This window comes from Pseudoalteromonas sp. S3260 (assembly GCF_005886925.1).
In the GTDB taxonomy this organism is placed as follows: Bacteria; Pseudomonadota; Gammaproteobacteria; order Enterobacterales; family Alteromonadaceae; genus Pseudoalteromonas; species Pseudoalteromonas tetraodonis.
In genome coordinates this window covers 1-18531 of sequence record NZ_PNCV01000023.1, presented here as the reverse complement: position 1 = coordinate 18531, position 18531 = coordinate 1, and the positions used below count along the sequence as shown (strand labels likewise).

The window sequence follows — 18531 nt, the reverse complement described above, 5'->3', positions numbered from 1 at the left end:
CTTTATTGTGGCTTTTTCAGCATTGCTCTTAAATTTGCAACCCGAGCTTGGCCTTTTTCCATGCGTTCAGCTTGAGTATTAGGCGCTTTTTTGTTTTCAAAGGCTAAGTCATCTTGGGGTAGCTCTTGCACAAATCGACTCAACTCCGTTTGCGATGTTTCACCAAATTGACGACGAATTTTAGCATACGTTAAGGTTAGCTCTTGCTGCGCACGGGTAATACCCACATACGCAAGGCGGCGCTCTTCGTCTACGTTATCTTCATCAATGCTTACTTGGTGTGGTAATAGCCCCTCTTCCATGCCTACCATAAATACATAAGGGTACTCGAGTCCCTTTGAAGCATGCAGCGTAAGTAGTTGTACTGCATCTGCTTCATCTTCTTCCTCGTTACGCTCTAGCATATCGCGCAGGGTCAATTTACTAACCACTTCAGCTAACGTCATTGGCGGATTATCGGCATCGCCAGTCAGCATATCGGTGATCCAACGGTACAGCTCCGAGACATTTTTCATCCGCATTTCGGCGGCTTTGGCACTCGGTGATGATTCATATAAATAGGCTTCATAATTAATATTTCGCACTAAATCTTTGACCGCTTCTAAGGTATCGCTGCGTACTGCGTTATCCGACAGCTCAACCACCCAACGGGCAAACCCAGCTAACGCATTAAAACCACGTCCTTTTAGTCTGTATCCTAAGTCGTTATCAAAACAGGTGGCAAACAAGCTTTGATGTTTTTCATTGGCTAAGGTGCCTAGTTTTTCAAGCGTCACCGTGCCTATTTCACGCCGTGGCGTATTCACGATTCTTAAAAAGGCATTGTCATCATCTTGGTTCACTAAAAGACGTAAGTAAGCCATGATATCTTTAATTTCAGAACGTGAAAAAAACGACATCCCGCCGCTAATTTTATAAGGTATACGGTTACTCATTAACGACTTTTCAAAACCACGCGCTTGGTGATTACCCCGGTACAAAATCGCGTAATCTTTATAGCTGGTGCGCTTCATAAACTTATGAGAAATAATCTCTGCAACCACACGCTCAGATTCATGCTCTTCATCGCGACAACCAATGACTTTAATTTGCTCACCATAGCCAAGTTCACTAAAGAGCTTTTTTTCAAACTCATGGGGGTTATTTGCAATTAATATATTAGCCGCTTTAAGAATGCGCCCTGCACTACGGTAATTTTGCTCTAGTTTTATTAATCTTAATCCTGGATAGTCTTTACTTAATAGCACCAAGTTTTGTGGGCGAGCACCACGCCAAGAGTAAATTGACTGATCGTCATCTCCTACCACAGTAAACCGTGCACGTTCACCAACCAGCAATTTTACTAATTGGTATTGGCTGGTATTAGTATCTTGGTATTCATCCACCAGTAAATACCGAAAACGCTGCTGCCAACGTTCACGTGAAGTGGCGTTACTGCTTAAAAGCAGCGTGGGGATCATAATTAAATCATCAAAGTCGAGTGCATTATAAGCGCGAAGTTGGTTTTGATAGCGTGCGTACAATTGAGCGAACAAGGCTTTTTGTGGCTCTCTGGCTTCGCGAATAGCTTGCTCTGGTAAAATGAGTTCATTCTTCCAGCTACCAATTTGCATTTTAAGTAGATTAAGTAAGTCTTTGTCTTTTTTAAGCTCATCTTCGGTTAAATCACCGAGTAGTTGATTCGTATCTTGGTCGTCAAACAGCGAAAAACCAGGCTTAAAACCCAGTGTTTTTAACTCTTTTTTGATGATTTCAAGCCCGAGTGTATGAAATGTAGAGACCCATAAACCTTTAGACTCTTGCTTTCCTAAGGTTTGCAAAACCCGCTCGCGCATTTCTTTAGCCGCTTTATTGGTAAAGGTAACCGCCGCAATATTACGCGCTTGATACTCACACTTCTGTACTAAGTAAGCAATTTTGTTGGTGATAACTCGTGTTTTACCCGAGCCTGCCCCAGCTAATACTAAGCAAGGACCACTAATGTACTTTACCGCTTCATCTTGTTTAGGATTGAGTTTCATAACGACCAGCTGATTACAAAAAGACGGGCAATTTTAACGTAATCACTACAATACGCCTAGCCAATAAGGTAATATTAGTTATTATCATTTTAGGCAACAGGCAAGGGACGACTATGATTAACCCAGCAAAACTTGAAGAAATTGCGAAACAGATCACTAATAACATGCCACAAGGTGTAAAAAACCTGGCTGATACACTTGAAGGTAAAACCAAGCAAGTGTTACAAAATAAGCTTGCCGAAATGGACTTTGTAAGCCGTGAAGAGTTTGATATTCAAAGCCAAGTGCTGATCCGCACCCGTGAAAAGCTAACTGAATTAGAAGCAAAAGTAGCGATACTTGAACAGCAATTATCGGCAAAAACAGACGCAGAATAATAAATATAACGCCATAGACGAACCTGCTTTATGGCGCTAATCACTCAGTTATTCAAATAGCTCGTCGAGCACATAGTAACCCGTTGCTTGTTGCTGCTCTATGCTCACCCTTAGCAATTTATTAGCTACTTGCTCACCGGTTATTGGTCTATACCGTTTGAAGATGCCAAAACGCGTTAACAGTGGCAGTACCACCCCACCTAACTTTTCTGCAATTCTAAGCTCTGATCGCTCGCCGACTAACAAAGACGGTTGCAATATACTCAAGCGCGAAAAACCAAGCTGCTTTACCTGCTGCTCAAGTTCCCCTTTGATTTTTAGGTAACGGCTCATGCTATGCGCATTTGCGCCACTTGATGACACCAAACAATAATGAGGAACACCGTTATTGGCCGCCATTTGCGCACAAATAAATTGGTATTCAAAATCAACTTTACGCTGTCCTGCTGCGCTTCCAGCTTGCTTTAACGTGGTGCCTAAGCAGGAAAAAAACACGTCACCTTTGAATAACTCAACGTAATGTGTCAGGTTCTCAAAATCAATAACATGGCTAGTTAATTTAGAATGAGAAAAGTCTAATTGGCGGCGCGATAAGCTCACTACTTTCGTATAGCAAGGAGATGCTAACAGCTGTTGTAATAACTGGCTGCCCACTAAGCCGGTACTGCCGATTATTAGCGCCGTTTTAGCCATATTAAGCGTGACTACCCGCTGACTTGTTCAGTACATGGTGTACTGCTTTTTTATAGCTAGTGCATTCTTCTTCAGCGCAGCTAACTACCGACTCTAAATCATGCAAGTGACCGTTTTCTAATCCATATACCCAGCCATGCACAGTGAGCTCTTGACCTCGTAACCAAGCATCTTGAACAATGCTAGTGCGCGATACGTTACGCACTTGCTCAATTACATTAAGCTCAATTAAACGATCAAGACGCTGTTTTTCTGGTAGAGCATTAAGTTGCTCTAAATGCTTTTCTTTTACATCACCAACATGGCGTAGCCAGTTATCAATAAAGCCAAAGCGGTCTTCGTTTAATACCGCTTGTACACCACCACAACCGTAGTGGCCAACAACCATAATATGTTTAACTTTTAATACTTCAACCGCATACTGCATAACCGATAAGCAATTATGATCTGTGTGCACTACCACGTTGGCAACATTACGATGCACAAACAATTCACCTGGTAATAAATCAACAATTTGATTAGCAGGAACTCGTGAGTCAGAACAACCAATCCATAAATACTCTGGATTTTGTTGCATCGATAAAACTTTAAAAAATTCGGGATTAGCTTCGCTCGTTCTAGATGCCCAGCGTTTATTATTTTCTAGTAGGTTATTTAAATTTCTCATTACATCTCTTTTAGGTCGAGGGCGTTAAACTGGCTAAAATTAAAATATTACGGGGTGTTAATTGCTTCTCACAAAATGTACTAACACTGACGTTATAGCCTTGCTGTTGCAAATATAAAGCACGATCGAGCACAAGCCAAACTTCTATTGCTCTTCTAAACACATGTCGAACCAGTTCAACTCGCTCGGTTATCTTTTTTCGCGCCTGCCCAATCAATAAAAATTTATTGTAATCAATATCTTTTGGCAGTTTTAAGGCTTTTTTATCTGCCGCCCACTTACAAAATGATTCAAACGAATCTGAAAATATTGCTTTATTCACTGAGGGCACACTAACATACGCCGACTCACCGGTGAGTGACTTTCTTAAATCATCAAACCCGAGTCGCCACTCAACTTCTGTTTTTCGTACTTTGCCCACTCGCGATGGAGCTGTGACGGTTTCTTGCAAGGCGAGTTTTAAATCTCGATGAGTTAAATTAAGCGCACTTCGCTTCGCCTGTTCGCTCATTGCTTGATAATTATTATCAGTAAATAAATGATAGCAACAAGGTGAAAAGCTAATTTGTGGTACTTTTGCTGCACTGGCTTGATGCATAAAAGTTTGGTGTAACGCACCGCAGGCATGCAAAGCGACAGCATGAGTGTGTGGGCTAAAAAAATCCTGAGTGTTATCTGTGAGTACATCAGCTTGGCTAAATTGTATTGCAAGTCCCTGCTGCTGTGCACTTTTTTGCCCTTGTTCACACAAATGAGATTGTAGCTCAACGCTGTGTACACTCTGCGCACCATTAAAAGCTAACATTCGCCCTAAATGGCCTTTGCCTGCACACCACTCTAATACAGGCTGATTACTAGTGGGCAATGCGCCAACAAAATCTTGTAGCTGAGTAAACTTTCGTCCTTTAATACCGTTACTAATCCAAAACGGATAATCCGTTCGACTGCTTGTTATGACAGGGAGTGAAGCTAATCGGCTTAATTGCTCCATACCGGGTATGTAAGGTGAAAAAAACTGATAAAGTTGCGCTTGATCAGTATCTAACTCAGCAACGTCCTGATCAGTTAAAGCAGTTAGGGGGTCGTGTAATTCAGGCCATGGTAAACAGTCAAAATCAAACGCAGTACATTGCCAATACGAGCGCGTATTCATCAGTAACGAATCGAGGGCAGTAAATTGCTCAGTTAAGGTCATAACAGCTTAAAATATTAAAAAGGCAATAAATTATACCAGTACACTCGCGCCTAATTAAGCGGTTATTTTTTTAACCTCGCAGAGCAAGGGGATTACTTAACTTTCCCACCTTTTCTATTGGTTAAATTAGCCATTAGCGTGCTTTGAACATTAACCGTAAATAAAGGGGAATAGAAATAATACTAATAATAATGGCTGCAATCAGCATCCAAGAAAGCTGCAACGTTTCTTGTTTTTTATATTTATAAATAAAATCGGCTTTTACTTCGTCAAACTTTGTTTGGTCAATCTCATATAAATCAGCAATTAAACGCCATTTGGCCATCGACATATTACCCACATTGGTGCTTGGTGGCGCAATATAGTCTTTTAGTACTTCGGCCTCATAAGCTAATTGATGAAAACTACGCTCAGGGGCATAAAACTGCTGAGTAATGGCGATGGCTTCATCCATATTCATTACCGCATAGCGCCACCCTTTTAAACTCGCTTGGTAAAACTTTTCTACCGTATCGGGGTGGTACTTAATCATGTTATCACTGGTAAATAAAATATCTGCGTATACGTCCATACCATAACGTTGTGGACATATAAGTCGATGAGCAATACCTTGCTGATCCATATAATAAGGTAAGTCGGTAACATAGACTTCGATGGCATCTATTTTATTTTCCATCCATGCTTTTTGTAATTTATCGCCTTTGTATATAGCCAACTTTTCGATATTTATACCGCTGCGCTTGAGCATAGTTAACAACTCAGAATTGCTCTCTTTACTCACTTCACTTACACATTTATTGACAAAATCACGGGCATGAAAAATATCAGAGCTTTCTTTGACCATCCAGCAATAAGGAGAAAACTGTAATATGGCAGCCATGGCTACAAAGGGTTTACCTGCAATACGCTGCTGTAAAATACCAGAATGCGCAACCCCAAACTGGGCTTCACCACGCTCTACCGCGCCAAAACTATTTGGTCGTTTTGGATCGGCAGGCACAATAGTGACGTCTAAACCGGCCTCATCATAATACCCTTTTTGCTGAGCCATATAATAACCCGCAAATTGAAATTGATGTGTCCACTTTAATTGTAGTGTGACTGATTCCTGCGCCATTAACTGGCTACAAAAAAGGCAGACGCTAATTATCATTCCTTTAAGTAACAAAGAGAGTTTCCAAAAAACGTAGTGATTAACGTAACTATATGTAAAGCAGCTGATAAAGCAAGCATCCACAGAAGATGCCTGCTTAAAATAGGATTATGCTAAGGCGAGCTTTTCAAGCTTTTCTGCTTGAGGTTGTGTGGTTAAAAACTGGGTGAAACACGGGTTATGGGTTTCGTCTTGAACACTGTAACCTAAGCGGTTTAAGTGCTCATTAAACATCTCATATTGACTTGGTTCAATAGCAAAACCTGCCAATACATTACCCGTTGAACCGCCATGATTACGGTAGTGAAATAAAGTGATATTCCAATTACTACCCAGTGTATCTAAAAAGCGCGCTAATGCACCTGGGTACTCTGGAAACTCAAACCGCAGTAAGCGTTCATGTAGCTGCTCTGGCGCTTTACCACCAACCATATACCGTACATGAAGTTTTGCTAATTCATTATCTGACAAGTCGCAAAACGAATAGCCATTATCGGTCAGGCTTTGTTTAAGCTCCTCAAGTTCTGCTAATCCTTGACGCAGTGCAATACCAACAAAAATTTGCGCCTCGCCAGGCCCTGCATATCGGTAGTTAAATTCGGTAATAGCGCGCCCACCGAGTGAGGCACAAAATTGTTTAAAGCTACCGCGTTTTTCATCAATTGTTACCGCTAATAATGCTTCGTTCTTCTCACCTAATGCAGTTCGTTCAGCTACATAGCGTAAGCGATCAAAATTTAAATTAGCACCAGACAAAATAGCCGCTAAGTTTAACCCCTTTAAACCCGACTGCTGAGACCATTTTTTAAGCCCTGCAGTTGCAAGTGCGCCTGAAGGTTCGGCAATAGCACGGGTTGATACAAAAATATCTTGCATGGCAGCACATATTTCATCATCTGATACGGTCACCACTTCATCGCAAAACTTTTGCGCCAGTCTAAATGTTTCGCTACCAATTATTTTTACGGCAACACCATCGGCAAAGCTTCCTACTCTTTCTAGCTCTACAGGCTCTCCCGCTTCCATGGCAGCTTTTAAACAAGCGCTTTCATTAGCCTCGACCCCAATCACTTTGATATCTGGGCGCAGCGATTTAATGTACACCGCCATACCCGCCAGCAATCCGCCGCCGCCAACAGGAATAAATACCACGTCTAAGTCGTTCAGCTGTTGCATTAGTTCACGGGCAACTGTGCCTTGACCAACAATGACATCGGGGTCATCAAATGGAGGGACAAATACGCCGTTTCGCTGCTCAGTTAATTCAAGCGCATACGCCTTTGCCGCATCAAATTGATGACCATGTAACACGACTTCCCCACCCAATGCCCTTACCGCATTAACCTTAATTTCAGGCGTCGTTACGGGCATAACAATGGTGGCTTTATGCCCTAGGTGTGAAGCACTCAGCGCCACTCCTTGAGCATGATTGCCTGCCGATGCGGTTATCACGACCGAGCCCTTTGGCAGCTTATTTAATTTATTAAAAGCACCGCGTAATTTAAACGAGTACACCGGTTGCTGATCTTCACGCTTTAACCAAACATGATTACCTAATCGTGCACTCAATTCGGCCATTTCACTCACCTCAGTCACCTTAGCTAAAGGCTCCATATTGGCTTGGATAATAGCGCGAAAATAATCGAGTTCTTGAGAAACCATACCTAACTAAGCTCCTCCAGTTTGGCTAAATCGCGCACCGCACCTTTATCGGCACTGGTTGCAAGTAGCGCATACGCTTTAAGCGCAGATGACACATAACGATCGCGGTTAAGCGGCTTATAAGCTTGTTTACCACGAGCCAATTGTTTTTGCCTGCGAGCTTCAAGTTCCTCATCGCTTAATGCTAAAGTGATTTCTCGAGTAGCGATATCGATGATAATTTTATCGCCATTTTCAACATAAGCTATCGCGCCACCGCTGGCAGCCTCGGGAGACACATGGCCAATCGATAGACCCGACGTGCCACCTGAAAAACGCCCATCAGTAATTAATGCACATTGCTCTGCCAAACCTTTTGATTTTAAATAGCTAGTTGGGTATAGCATTTCTTGCATGCCTGGGCCGCCTTTAGGGCCTTCGTAACGAATTACAACTACATCGCCGGCTTTTACTTCACCATTTAAAATCCCTTCTACAGAGTCATCTTGAGACTCATAAACAACAGCAGTGCCTTCAAAGTGCAGCATTTCATCGACAACGCCGGCACTTTTAACAATACAGCCATCAACCGCTAAATTACCTGAAAGTACCGCGAGGCCGCCATCTTGACGAAATGCATGTTCAACACTGCGAATACAACCATGTTCACGGTCATTATCCCCTTCGTCCCAACGGCAATCTTGGCTCATGGCTTTAGTAGTACGAATACCAGCGGGACCCGCGCGGTAAAACTTTCGCGCCACTTCGTTATTAGGATCCGTTGCATCCCATTTTTTTACCAGCTCACCCATGGTCATGCCGGCAACATGATTAACCGATAAATCAACCAAGCCGGCTTTACCAAGCTCGCGTACTATGGCCATCATGCCACCAGCGCGGTGTACGTCTTCAATATGGTATTGCGCGGTAGCTGGGGCAACTTTACATAAAAACGGGGTTTTACGTGAAAGTTCATCAATGTGTGACATATCAAAATCAACGCCAGCTTCTTGTGCCGCTGCGAGTAAATGTAATACCGTATTTGATGAGCCGCCCATGGCAATATCAACCACCATAGAGTTCATAAATGCGGTTTTATTAGCGATGGCACGAGGCAGTACGTCTTGGTTATCTTTTTGGTAATACTCGCGGCATAAATCAACGATGCGAGCACCTGCTTCAACATACAATTGTTTACGGTCTTTGTGGGTCGCAAGCGTGGTACCGTTACCCGGCAGCGCAAGGCCTATTGCTTCTAATAAACAGTTCATTGAGTTGGCAGTAAACATCCCTGAACACGACCCACAGGTAGGGCATGCAGAGCGTTCAACTTGCTCTGAGTCGGCATCACTTACCGATTCATCGGCACCTTTAACCATGGCATCTACTAAATCGAGTTTAATATCGATATTGGCTAATTTAGTTTTACCCGCCTCCATAGGGCCACCCGATACAAAAATAACCGGTATATTTAAACGCAGCGCCGCTAACATCATCCCAGGGGTGATTTTGTCGCAGTTTGAGATACAAATCATCGCATCAGCACAATGGCCATTGACCATGTACTCTACCGAGTCGGCTATTAAATCGCGCGATGGCAGTGAATAAAGCATACCGCCGTGCCCCATGGCAATACCGTCATCTATGGCGATGGTATTAAATTCTTTTGGAACACCGCCCGCTTGGGTGATGGTTTCAGCCATTAGTTCACTAAGCTGATTAAGATGCACATGCCCCGGCACAAATTGTGTAAATGAGTTAACCACAGCAATAATTGGTTTACCAAAGTCGGTGTCGGTCATGCCTGTTGCACGCCATAATGCTCTTGCGCCTGCGCGTTTACGTCCTTCAGTAGTCGTTGCACTTCTTAATTTAGCCATAGTTACCTCAGTATTTGCCGCAATAAATGCGGGCATTCCTCATTCTTAAAATTGATGAGTAACCACGTGAACAGTTACTCGTAAAATCTGTTAAATTTTTTGTTATACAGCTTGTTGCTGTAAGCTTTGCAGCGTGACATGTTTCACATCAACCAATTTATTTAGTTGACTGGTAAGCAAATAAATTGGTTTATCGCTATCAACCGTCATGGCCATATTATATTGGCCATCGTCCATATTGAGCTGCAAGTGAGTTAAATCAAAACCACGATGACGCACGACACGTAAAAAGCGCTCGATTGCGACACTTTGGCTTTTTAAGGCAATAGTTAAACTGTGTTTCATTGTGCTTTCTCCGTCATCATTTCATCGTTAGCAGCCCCAGGTGGAACAAGTGGCCATACGTTTTCTTTATCATCAATACAAGCATGAACAATGTAAGGTCCATCGCTATTTAATAAGGCTGTGATTGCATCATCCACTTGGTTAGCGTGGGTAATCGTTTGTCCCGCAATACCAAACACAGCAGCAAGTTGGACAAAATCAGGGTTGTCTGACAGGTTAGTTTCGCTGTAACGCCCTTCAAAAAATAGCTCCTGCCATTGGCGTACCATGCCTAAACGCTGGTTATCAAGTATCAGTATTTTTACTGGTAAATTATTACGACGAATAGTGGCAAGCTCTTGGATATTCATCATGATTGAGCCATCACCTGATACGGTGATCACAAAGTCATCTTTTCTCGCTATTTGTGCGCCGATTGCCGCAGGTAAACCAAATCCCATGGTGCCTGCACCGCCACTGCTTAAGTGGTTGCATGGATGGTTAAATTTCATATGCTGCGCAACCCACATTTGGTGCTGACCCACATCGCAGCAAACAACACTGGTGCTTGGCATACGCTGGCTTAGTTGATTAAGCAAATAAGGGGCAAATACTTTTTCACCAGGATAGTCGTAGCGCCATGCATGCTTAACCATCATTTGTTTATTATGATCGCACCACGCTTTTGGCGTAACGACGCACTCAAGGGCGGGAAGTGAGGTTTTTAAATCAGCAATTAAAGAAGCCTTTGCGGGTTTACGCTTACCGACCTCGGCTGCATCTATGTCTAAATGAATCACGTTTGCTTTTGCAGCAAACTTAGCTAAGTTGCCTGTTACACGGTCATCAAAGCGAGCACCAATACACACTAATACATCACATTCTTGCACCGCTAAATTAGCGGCTTGACCACCATGCATACCTAGCATGCCTAAATCATATTCGTAATCAGGTAATACACTGCCCAATGCTTTAAGGGTTGAAACCGCAGGCATTTGCGTTTTATTTAAAAATTGCATTAATTCATTTTGCGCATCAGCGGCATGAACGCCCCCACCAACATACGCTACGGGTTGCTTGGCTTCACTGAGTAATTGATTGGCGATAGCAACTTGGTTTAAATTAAGTTGCGGTAAGTATTCATCTGCCGCTAACCAAGGTTTAAAAGGCACCTGCACCATTTGAATGTCTTTGGGGATATCAACTAAAACGGGGCCTGGACGGCCGCTTTGTGCTAAATGCATCGCTTCTTGTAATATTTCGGCTAAATCTTCTGCTCGCTCAACCATGTAACTGTGTTTAGTACACGAAAGCGACATGCCAAGCACGTCAATTTCCTGAAAAGCATCAGAGCCAATAGCGGCGGTTGGTACTTGCCCTGTAATAGCAAGTAAAGGCACTGAGTCCATCATGGCATCTGCCAATGCGGTAATTAAATTAGTAGCTCCAGGGCCTGATGTTGCCAAGCACACACCTAAACGTCCAGTACTGCGTGCATAGCCCACGGCGGCAAACCCTGCACCTTGCTCATGACGAGTAAGGTAATGTTTTACAGGCGCACCATACAAGGCATCGTAAATGGGCATAATAGCACCACCTGGGTAGCCAAATACTTCATCTACGCCGTGTTTGGCGAGTAAATCTATTGTTAGTTCTGCGCCTGTCATTAGTAAATCCTCATTCCTGTGTGACAACCCATTAAAAATTTAACTCTAAAACTAAAAAGCCCCCCGGACGGTTAAGTGCGGAGGGCTTTTCAATGCTTAGTTTTTTAAAGCACTACGAAGCCCTCGCGGGAATAATCACCACGATAATAATCAGGACTAGGTTAAGTGCATTTTTAAGCATAAAATTCAGTACCATTTAAGATTTAGTCATTGCGAACATCTTGTTTCGCTGTCTTTTTATATTATTACCGCGCTCAGGGCGGTAAGTCAACACCAAATTCAATTCAAAATAATTATAAAAACACGCTTACTCAGGTTTTAAAATTCAATTAAACCAGGTTAAATAGATTTTTTATCCCTTCATTTCAACTCAGGAAATTCACTATTCTTATAACACTGAATTCTGGTTTGATTAATTTTTAGTAAGCCACCTCATTTTTATCTAACAAAATTAAAATAAATCGATTTCTTAAGAGTTTCTTAAGTCTGGCAGCCTAGCATAACAACGTTCACGAAAAAGAGGCGTGTTATGAACTCAACTTTCAAACTCAGTAAGCAACCGCAAGAAAATACTAAAAAACGCTTTTATTTTAATTGCAGTGCTAATGCATTCATTATTTTTATGGCTTGTTATTACGGCTTAGTTATTAATATTCCATTTATGCATGGTGCGTTTAGCGCTATTACCTCGTTGCACACATTTTCATGGCTATTTTTGTTTTCTGTGCCGTTACTACTGATTTGTTTGCTAATCATATTCTTTTCAGTGGTTTCTATTCGGGGAATACTAAAACCCATTAACTACTTGCTGCTAGTGCTCTCGAGTGCGGCGTTATATGGCTCATTGAACTATGGTGTGGTGTTTGATTATTCCATGATACAAAACACCGTCGAAACTGACTCTAGTGAAGCGTTAAGCTATTTAAACCTGCAACTCGTTGGCTTTTTACTGCTTTTTGCCGCATTACCTGTCTTTATTTTGAGTAGAATAAAAATAAACTGCGCTCGCCCATACAAAGAAGTTATTAGCCGTCTTAAACTGCTTTTAGCAAGCTTTGCACTGATTGCATTAGTGGTCGTTAACTTTTACGCCGATTACGCGGCAACGGGTCGTAATAACCGTATTCTTAAAAAAGAAATTATTCCATTTCAATATCTCTCTAGTGGCTACAAATACGCCCGTGACCAGTTACTTTATAGCGATATTGAATTTAAAAATATTGATACCACGCCAACTTTAGCATCGCCAAGCACAACACGAGTTACTGTCATCGTGGTAGGTGAAACCGCTCGAGCTGAAAATTTTTCCTACCAAGGCTATGAGCGTAATACCAACCAATACACGCAAAAACATAATGTCACTTATTTCGATAACGTATCGTCGTGTGGCACGGCCACAGCAGTGTCAGTACCATGTATGTTTTCACTGCAAACTCATGCCAATTTTTCTCGTTTAGACAGTGATAACCAGCAAAACGTAATTGATTTGATACAACAAGCAGGCGCAGATGTCTTGTGGGTTGATAATAATAGTGGCTGTAAAAACGTCTGCACGCGCGTACCTACTATTAGTATTGATACCAAAGCATCCGAACTATGTGATGGTAAATACTGTTTTGATGAAGCGTTACTAGCCCCACTAAAGCACAAGCTTGCCAATTTGAGTCAGGCTAATACGGTTATAGTGCTGCATATGATGGGTTCACATGGCCCTACTTACTTTAAGCGCTACCCTGAAAAATTTAAACAATTTAGTCCTACCTGCGACCGCAGCGATATTCAAAACTGCAGCGCTGAAGAACTGGTTAATACCTATGACAATACAATTGCTTATAGTGACTTTATCAACGCCCAAGTTATTGAACAATTAAAGGCACTGCCAGCTAATATTGATAAGCAATTACTGTATGTGTCTGACCATGGCGAGTCGCTCGGTGAAAATGGCGCGTACTTACATGGCTTCCCCTATGCATTTGCACCAACAGCTCAAACCCATGTACCTCTTTACATCTGGGCTGATGAGCATAATCAGCGCATTACAGCCAAGTGTCTCAACAACTTAAATAGCACTTTAGCGCAATCACACGATGCTATTTTTCACACCCTTTTAAACTTAACCGGTGTTGCGAGTAAAACCTATCAAACCTCTGAAGATTTACTCGCGTCATGTCAAACGATTAACCATAGCGAAACTAAAATATGAATAATAAAACCGTTATAAAACGCCAAGGCCTAATGCGCCTAATTTTTACCTTAAGCCATACATTTAACGGCCTAAAATGGATGAGCCGATTTGAGGCTGCTTTTCAGCAAGAGTTGGTTTTATTTAGTTTGCTAGGCGTATTTGCCTGCTTGCAAGAAATTACTTTAAGTAGCAAATTAATATTGATTGCCAGCTTATTGTTTGTGTTATTTGCTGAGTTGGTCAATACCGCAGTCGAAGTGGTGGTTGATCGCATCGGCAGCGAATATCATGAACTATCAGGCCTAGCTAAAGATATTGCATCCGCCAGTGTCTTTATCGCCATGCTTATTGCTATTTTAGTTTGGTGGTCTGTGCTATGGACTTAATCAGTAGCACTAAAAAAGTACTGGGGCCATTGTGGGTTTTAGCGGTATTTTTTTTCGCACTCCTATGCTTGCTAACTTTTGCGCGATTAGGTTTAAGTTTGTGGCAAAGTGGCCGTGTATTTACCGAAGGCGCCTGGCACTTTCTTTTTGTAGGCGGTTTACGTGTTGATATAGCAACATTATGCTACATCATAACCCCCGCTTTGTTACTAACACTTGCAGCACATGCTCTCAAATTAACTGCTTATATTCGAGGAGTCGTAAAGTGGTATTTAGTAATAATGGCTGCAATGTTAGTGTTTTTTGAGGTTATTACACCCACGTTTATTAACGAATACGACTTACGCCCTAATCGCCTATTTATTGAATACCTTATTTATCCTAAAGAAGTCTCTAAAATGATTTTTTCAGGTTACAAACTCGAAGTCCTCTTCGCTGTTTTAGCGCTCGTTTTCACCATTAAATTTGCTAATAAAATTCTTACTCAGCAATGGCAAAACCGCTCTTCACTAGGGGCAATAAAACTATCACTATTAGCTGTTATTATATGTAGCATAACACTGTTAGGCGCTCGAAATTCATTAGGCCATCGTCCATTAAACCCCGCTATGGTGGCATTTTCGACCGACCACTTGCTGAATGACCTCACGCTTAATTCATTATATAGCGTAGCATTTGCGTTAAAACAGCTCTCCAATGAGCAATCAAGTCAGGCATATTATGGCAAGGTCCCTCAAGAGGAGTTACTCGCCACAGTGCGCAGTACCATGCAAAATCCTCAAGCAATATTTAATAATCCAAATGCCCCTACCCGCACTTTTCATCAGGCAAGCTACCAAGGTAAAAAGAAAAACCTGGTTATTATTCTGCAAGAAAGCTTGGGCGCTCGTTATGTAGGTACCTTAGGTGGCTTACCCTTAACGCCTAATATAGATGCACTTTATCAACAGGGCTGGGGATTTGATAACTTATACGCTACCGGCACTCGCTCTGTACGCGGTATTGAAGCAGTTATAACCGGTTTTACACCGACTCCCTCACGCGCCGTTGTAAAACTCGATAAATCACAACGTGACTTTTTTACCTTGGCTAGTTTTTTAGCAAAGCAGGACTACCATACTCAGTTTATTTATGGTGGAGAAAGTCACTTTGACAACATGCGTAGCTTCTTTTTGGGTAACGGCTTTAGTGATATTGTTGATAGTGAAAGCTTCGCTAACATTAACTTTAATGGTTCATGGGGCGCATCTGACGAAGATTTATTTACTCAAGCAGATAAAGAGCTGAATAAATTACAACAACAGCAAAAGCCATTTTTTAGTCTGATTTTTAGTAGTTCTAATCATAGCCCTTATGAATTTCCGGACGGTAAAATAGCCCTGTTTGAGCAACCAAAGCAAAGCCGTAATAACGCAGCTAAATATGCAGATTATGCCCTAGGCACATTCATTGAAAAGGCGAAAAAATCATCTTACTGGGACGATACTGTGTTTATAGTGATTGCTGATCACGACTCACGCGTGTCTGGTTCCAGCCTTGTACCTATTGATCACTTTAGAATTCCTGCGGTTATTTTTGGAAACGGTATTAAGCCCAAACGCGATCATCAATTAGCCAGTCAGCTGGATATTCCTACCACCTTACTGTCGCTTATTGGCGCCAGCGGTGAACACCCAATGATTGGTCACGATCTCACTCGCCCTGTGGCCAAAAATAAGCAGCGTGCAATGATGCAGTACGATAAAAACTTTGCTTACATGCAAAATGATAACGTTGTTATTTTGCAGCCAGATAAACCGGCAACCACCTATATTTATAAAAATAAGCAATTACACCCCAGACATAACGATAGCGCACTCATCAAGCAAGCTCGTGCGCTGGCTAATTATGGCAACATGGCCTACAGCAATAATTGGTATCAATAACACCGAAAAATGCCTGATTGATTAATCAGGCATTTTTACGTTACCTATAAAGTAAACTAAGTTAGTATTTATAAAACGACTTAAACTTGGATAGGATTTTATGAACGTGTCATTACGTATTAGTCATTTATTTATGGTGTTATTACTTTTAGCCTTTAGCGTCAATGGCTATGCAGCACCGGCTCTATTCAAAATAGAAAAACAAGGCGCTAGCTCGTATTTATTTGGCACCGTGCATGTGGGTGATGCCAGCATGAAAGGGCTACCACAAAAAGTGACTCACGCACTGGATAACAGTAATCAAGTTGTTGTTGAAGTGGATATAAGTAAACTATCACCATTACAAATGCAACAACGTTCTATGCCGTTTATGCTGCTTACTAACGGGCGTACGCTACAGAGCGAGCTTTCAGAAAAAAATTATCAACTCCTCAAAGACTACTTTGCTAAAAAATCGATTGATATTGCCATGTTCAACAGTTTTAAACCTTGGGCTGTCATGTTGACCATGATGCAAATTGAGTTTCAAAACGCGGGCTATTCAGATAAAAACGGCATCGATAAGCAAATACTCGAGTACGCGCAAAAGCACAGTATTAACATTGCAGAGCTTGAAACCATAGAGCAACAACTACAGATGTTTAATGGCTTAGAGTCATTAAGCAATGCCATGATGGCAGAAACTTTTGAGCAACTAAGCGATATTAATACCTACTTTATCACCCTAGTGGATGCATGGAAAAAGGGCGATATGCAAACCCTAACCAGCTATTACCACACCAGTTTTGATGACAGCCAATACGGTCAACAAAGCGAGCAAGTGATGCTGATTGAGCGCAATAATAATTGGGTCACTCAGCTCACGCCTAAACTTGAACAAGGTAAGGTGTTTATTGCGGTAGGTGCTCTGCACTTAGTTGAGCAGCATGGTTTAATTAAACAACTTCGCGACCAAGGGTTTAAGGTTACTCAGTTATAAACAAGCTTACATAAGCGTCTCACTATGAGCAGCATGTTGCCCATAGTGAGCCGGTTTAAAATCTTCCATTTTTAAGGTGTGTTCAATCCCTTTAATGGTATCTGCTGCATGATGGTTTACATAAATAACGGTACTCGTTTTTGCAGCACACACCTTTTCAATCAGCAGTAAAACGCGTTGACGATTTGCCTCATCAAGCCCTAAACATGGCTCATCTAAAATAAGCAAAGCAGGATGTTTAACCATTGCGCGCACAATCAGTAATAGTCGCTGATCGCCATACGATAGCTGGGTAAAAGCGCTATTTGTTTTGTCACTTAAACCTATTAGTGCCAACCACTCTTTAGCTAAACGCGTTTGTAACTCACTGGCTTGTTGATATAAACCTATACTATCGAAAAACCCTGAAATAATAGTATTAAGCGCCGAAATACTCACTCGATACTGCAAATGTAGCGTATTTGAAATATAACCAATGTGCTGTTTTATATCCCAAATACTCTCCCCTGTGCCACGCTTAAAACCAAACACTTCAATCTCATTGTTATAGCATTGAGGGTTATCACCTGTAATTAAATTTAATAAACGGTTTTACCTGAGCCATTTTTCCCGGTGAGTTGCCAGTGCTGATATTGGTTAATCGTCCAGTTTAAATTTTCAAAAATTGTTTGTTCGCTGTAACGCACATGAACATTAGTGAGCTTAACGAGTGGCGTGTTTGTCGCTGATTTAAAGCAGTGTTCAGGCGCATCGGGAATACTTAATGATGTATGCTCTAAATGAAGTAATTTGAATAAATCCGCTCGTTTTGCTGCACACGGTTTGCCAAGCTATGTTGTAAACGACCATTATTCACATAAGCAAAGTGATCAACAAACGCTGGAATTTCGTCAACACGGTTTAGCACAAACACAAAGCAGGTTTGTGCGCTCAACTGCTGTAATAGGCGGTTTAGCTGCCCAACCGATTCAGAGTCTAAGCCATCAAATGGTTCATCAAGCACAACTAAATCACTGTTAGCAGATAGCGCTTTAATTAATAATAATTTACGCGTTTCGCCAGTAGATAAATCAGTAAAATCACGATTAAGTAAGGCATCAAAATTAAAAGCGGTGATTAACTGTTGGCATAAATCGCTATTTATTTGAGGCTCAGCAAAGAGCATGTCTGTTACTTTTTGTGGCTTTTCACTTTTACGATGCGTGTTAAGTAACTGCTTTTGTAGATCACTTGACACTAATTGTAGCTTGTTAAAGGTACTATGACGTTGCCCGCTTTGTTGTTTTGCTTCACCAATTAACGCTGCTGCGAGTGCTGATTTTCCAGCACCATTACCCCCGAGTAATACCCAATGTTCACCCTGCTTTACTTGCCAAGTTAAATCGTCGATATAATACCGAGCACTGTCATCGGTAGATAAATAACCTGAGCTTCGGAT

General features: G+C 41.8%; 14 protein-coding genes and 1 pseudogene. 5 read left to right on the top strand and 10 right to left on the bottom strand.

Annotation, left to right across the window (positions count from 1 at the left end):
• Positions 1–2 precede the first annotated feature (2 nt).
• A complete protein-coding gene (gene rep, locus CWC14_RS04740; RefSeq protein WP_016899315.1) occupies positions 3–2021 on the bottom strand; it encodes a DNA helicase Rep in 2019 nt (672 codons plus the stop codon).
• Between the two features lie 113 nt (positions 2022–2134).
• On the opposite strand from rep, the gene ubiK reads away from it, so the two are divergent.
• Positions 2135–2398: a ubiquinone biosynthesis accessory factor UbiK gene (gene ubiK / locus CWC14_RS04735; RefSeq protein ID WP_008112735.1), complete on the top strand. Its 264-nt coding sequence runs from the start codon at positions 2135–2137 to the stop codon at positions 2396–2398.
• A 48-nt stretch (positions 2399–2446) separates the two neighbouring features.
• Here ubiK and CWC14_RS04730 read toward each other — a convergent pair whose 3' ends face one another.
• The 8 genes from CWC14_RS04730 to ilvG form a co-directional block, all read right to left on the bottom strand.
• A complete protein-coding gene (locus CWC14_RS04730) occupies positions 2447–3091 on the bottom strand; it encodes an NAD(P)H-binding protein (protein ID WP_138561572.1) in 645 nt (214 codons plus the stop codon).
• A gap of 1 nt (position 3092) precedes the next feature.
• A complete protein-coding gene (gene can / locus CWC14_RS04725) occupies positions 3093–3758 on the bottom strand; it encodes a carbonate dehydratase (protein ID WP_076923015.1) in 666 nt (221 codons plus the stop codon).
• Between the two features lie 10 nt (positions 3759–3768).
• Positions 3769–4953 (bottom strand): methyltransferase, encoded by a 1185-nt coding sequence (locus CWC14_RS04720; protein WP_138561570.1) that lies wholly within the window; start codon positions 4951–4953, stop codon positions 3769–3771.
• A gap of 133 nt (positions 4954–5086) precedes the next feature.
• Positions 5087–6070, bottom strand: a complete 984-nt coding sequence (locus tag CWC14_RS04715; RefSeq protein WP_013463864.1) for an ABC transporter substrate-binding protein — start codon at positions 6068–6070, stop codon at positions 5087–5089.
• A gap of 144 nt (positions 6071–6214) precedes the next feature.
• Positions 6215–7768 (bottom strand): threonine ammonia-lyase, biosynthetic, encoded by a 1554-nt coding sequence (gene ilvA, locus CWC14_RS04710; protein ID WP_013463863.1) that lies wholly within the window; start codon positions 7766–7768, stop codon positions 6215–6217.
• Positions 7769–7770: 2 nt separating this feature from the next.
• Positions 7771–9627 carry a dihydroxy-acid dehydratase gene (ilvD, locus tag CWC14_RS04705; protein ID WP_138561600.1) on the bottom strand — a complete coding sequence of 619 codons (1857 nt, stop codon included), beginning with the start codon at positions 9625–9627 and terminating at the stop codon, positions 7771–7773.
• A 102-nt stretch (positions 9628–9729) separates the two neighbouring features.
• A complete protein-coding gene (gene ilvM / locus CWC14_RS04700; RefSeq protein ID WP_028834467.1) occupies positions 9730–9972 on the bottom strand; it encodes an acetolactate synthase 2 small subunit in 243 nt (80 codons plus the stop codon).
• On the bottom strand, positions 9969–11618 hold the full coding sequence (gene ilvG, locus CWC14_RS04695) for an acetolactate synthase 2 catalytic subunit (RefSeq protein WP_138561568.1): 1650 nt from the start codon (positions 11616–11618) through the stop codon (positions 9969–9971). The genes ilvM and ilvG overlap by 4 nt, the downstream gene beginning before the upstream one ends.
• 529 nt (positions 11619–12147) lie before the next feature.
• Between ilvG and CWC14_RS04690 the strand changes: the two genes are divergently transcribed.
• The 4 genes from CWC14_RS04690 to CWC14_RS04675 all read left to right on the top strand — a co-directional run bounded on the left by CWC14_RS04690 (position 12148) and on the right by CWC14_RS04675 (position 17093).
• Entirely contained in the window at positions 12148–13821 is a 1674-nt protein-coding gene (locus CWC14_RS04690) for a phosphoethanolamine transferase (RefSeq protein ID WP_138561566.1), read from the top strand.
• Entirely contained in the window at positions 13818–14189 is a 372-nt protein-coding gene (locus CWC14_RS04685; protein ID WP_008112748.1) for a diacylglycerol kinase, read from the top strand. The genes CWC14_RS04690 and CWC14_RS04685 overlap by 4 nt, the downstream gene beginning before the upstream one ends.
• A complete protein-coding gene (locus CWC14_RS04680; protein ID WP_138561564.1) occupies positions 14180–16114 on the top strand; it encodes an LTA synthase family protein in 1935 nt (644 codons plus the stop codon). Before CWC14_RS04685 ends, CWC14_RS04680 begins: the two co-directional genes overlap by 10 nt.
• A gap of 100 nt (positions 16115–16214) precedes the next feature.
• Positions 16215–17093: a TraB/GumN family protein gene (locus tag CWC14_RS04675; RefSeq protein WP_033104319.1), complete on the top strand. Its 879-nt coding sequence runs from the start codon at positions 16215–16217 to the stop codon at positions 17091–17093.
• A 6-nt stretch (positions 17094–17099) separates the two neighbouring features.
• Here the strand turns inward: CWC14_RS04675 and modF are convergent.
• Positions 17100–18531, bottom strand: a pseudogene (modF, locus tag CWC14_RS04670) (molybdate ABC transporter ATP-binding protein ModF).

Excerpts from the sequence above, each read along its gene's own strand:
- rep (WP_016899315.1), bottom strand. The coding sequence starts at position 2,021 with ATGAAACTCAATCCTAAACAAGATGAAGCGGTAAAGTACATTAGTGGT.
- ubiK (WP_008112735.1), top strand. The coding sequence starts at position 2,135 with ATGATTAACCCAGCAAAACTTGAAGAAATTGCGAAACAGATCACTAAT.
- CWC14_RS04730 (WP_138561572.1), bottom strand. The coding sequence starts at position 3,091 with ATGGCTAAAACGGCGCTAATAATCGGCAGTACCGGCTTAGTGGGCAGC.
- can (WP_076923015.1), bottom strand. The coding sequence starts at position 3,758 with ATGAGAAATTTAAATAACCTACTAGAAAATAATAAACGCTGGGCATCT.
- CWC14_RS04720 (WP_138561570.1), bottom strand. The coding sequence starts at position 4,953 with ATGACCTTAACTGAGCAATTTACTGCCCTCGATTCGTTACTGATGAAT.
- CWC14_RS04715 (WP_013463864.1), bottom strand. The coding sequence starts at position 6,070 with ATGGCGCAGGAATCAGTCACACTACAATTAAAGTGGACACATCAATTT.
- ilvA (WP_013463863.1), bottom strand. The coding sequence starts at position 7,768 with ATGGTTTCTCAAGAACTCGATTATTTTCGCGCTATTATCCAAGCCAAT.
- ilvD (WP_138561600.1), bottom strand. The coding sequence starts at position 9,627 with ATGGCTAAATTAAGAAGTGCAACGACTACTGAAGGACGTAAACGCGCA.
- ilvM (WP_028834467.1), bottom strand. The coding sequence starts at position 9,972 with ATGAAACACAGTTTAACTATTGCCTTAAAAAGCCAAAGTGTCGCAATC.
- ilvG (WP_138561568.1), bottom strand. The coding sequence starts at position 11,618 with ATGACAGGCGCAGAACTAACAATAGATTTACTCGCCAAACACGGCGTA.
- CWC14_RS04690 (WP_138561566.1), top strand. The coding sequence starts at position 12,148 with ATGAACTCAACTTTCAAACTCAGTAAGCAACCGCAAGAAAATACTAAA.
- CWC14_RS04685 (WP_008112748.1), top strand. The coding sequence starts at position 13,818 with ATGAATAATAAAACCGTTATAAAACGCCAAGGCCTAATGCGCCTAATT.
- CWC14_RS04680 (WP_138561564.1), top strand. The coding sequence starts at position 14,180 with ATGGACTTAATCAGTAGCACTAAAAAAGTACTGGGGCCATTGTGGGTT.
- CWC14_RS04675 (WP_033104319.1), top strand. The coding sequence starts at position 16,215 with ATGAACGTGTCATTACGTATTAGTCATTTATTTATGGTGTTATTACTT.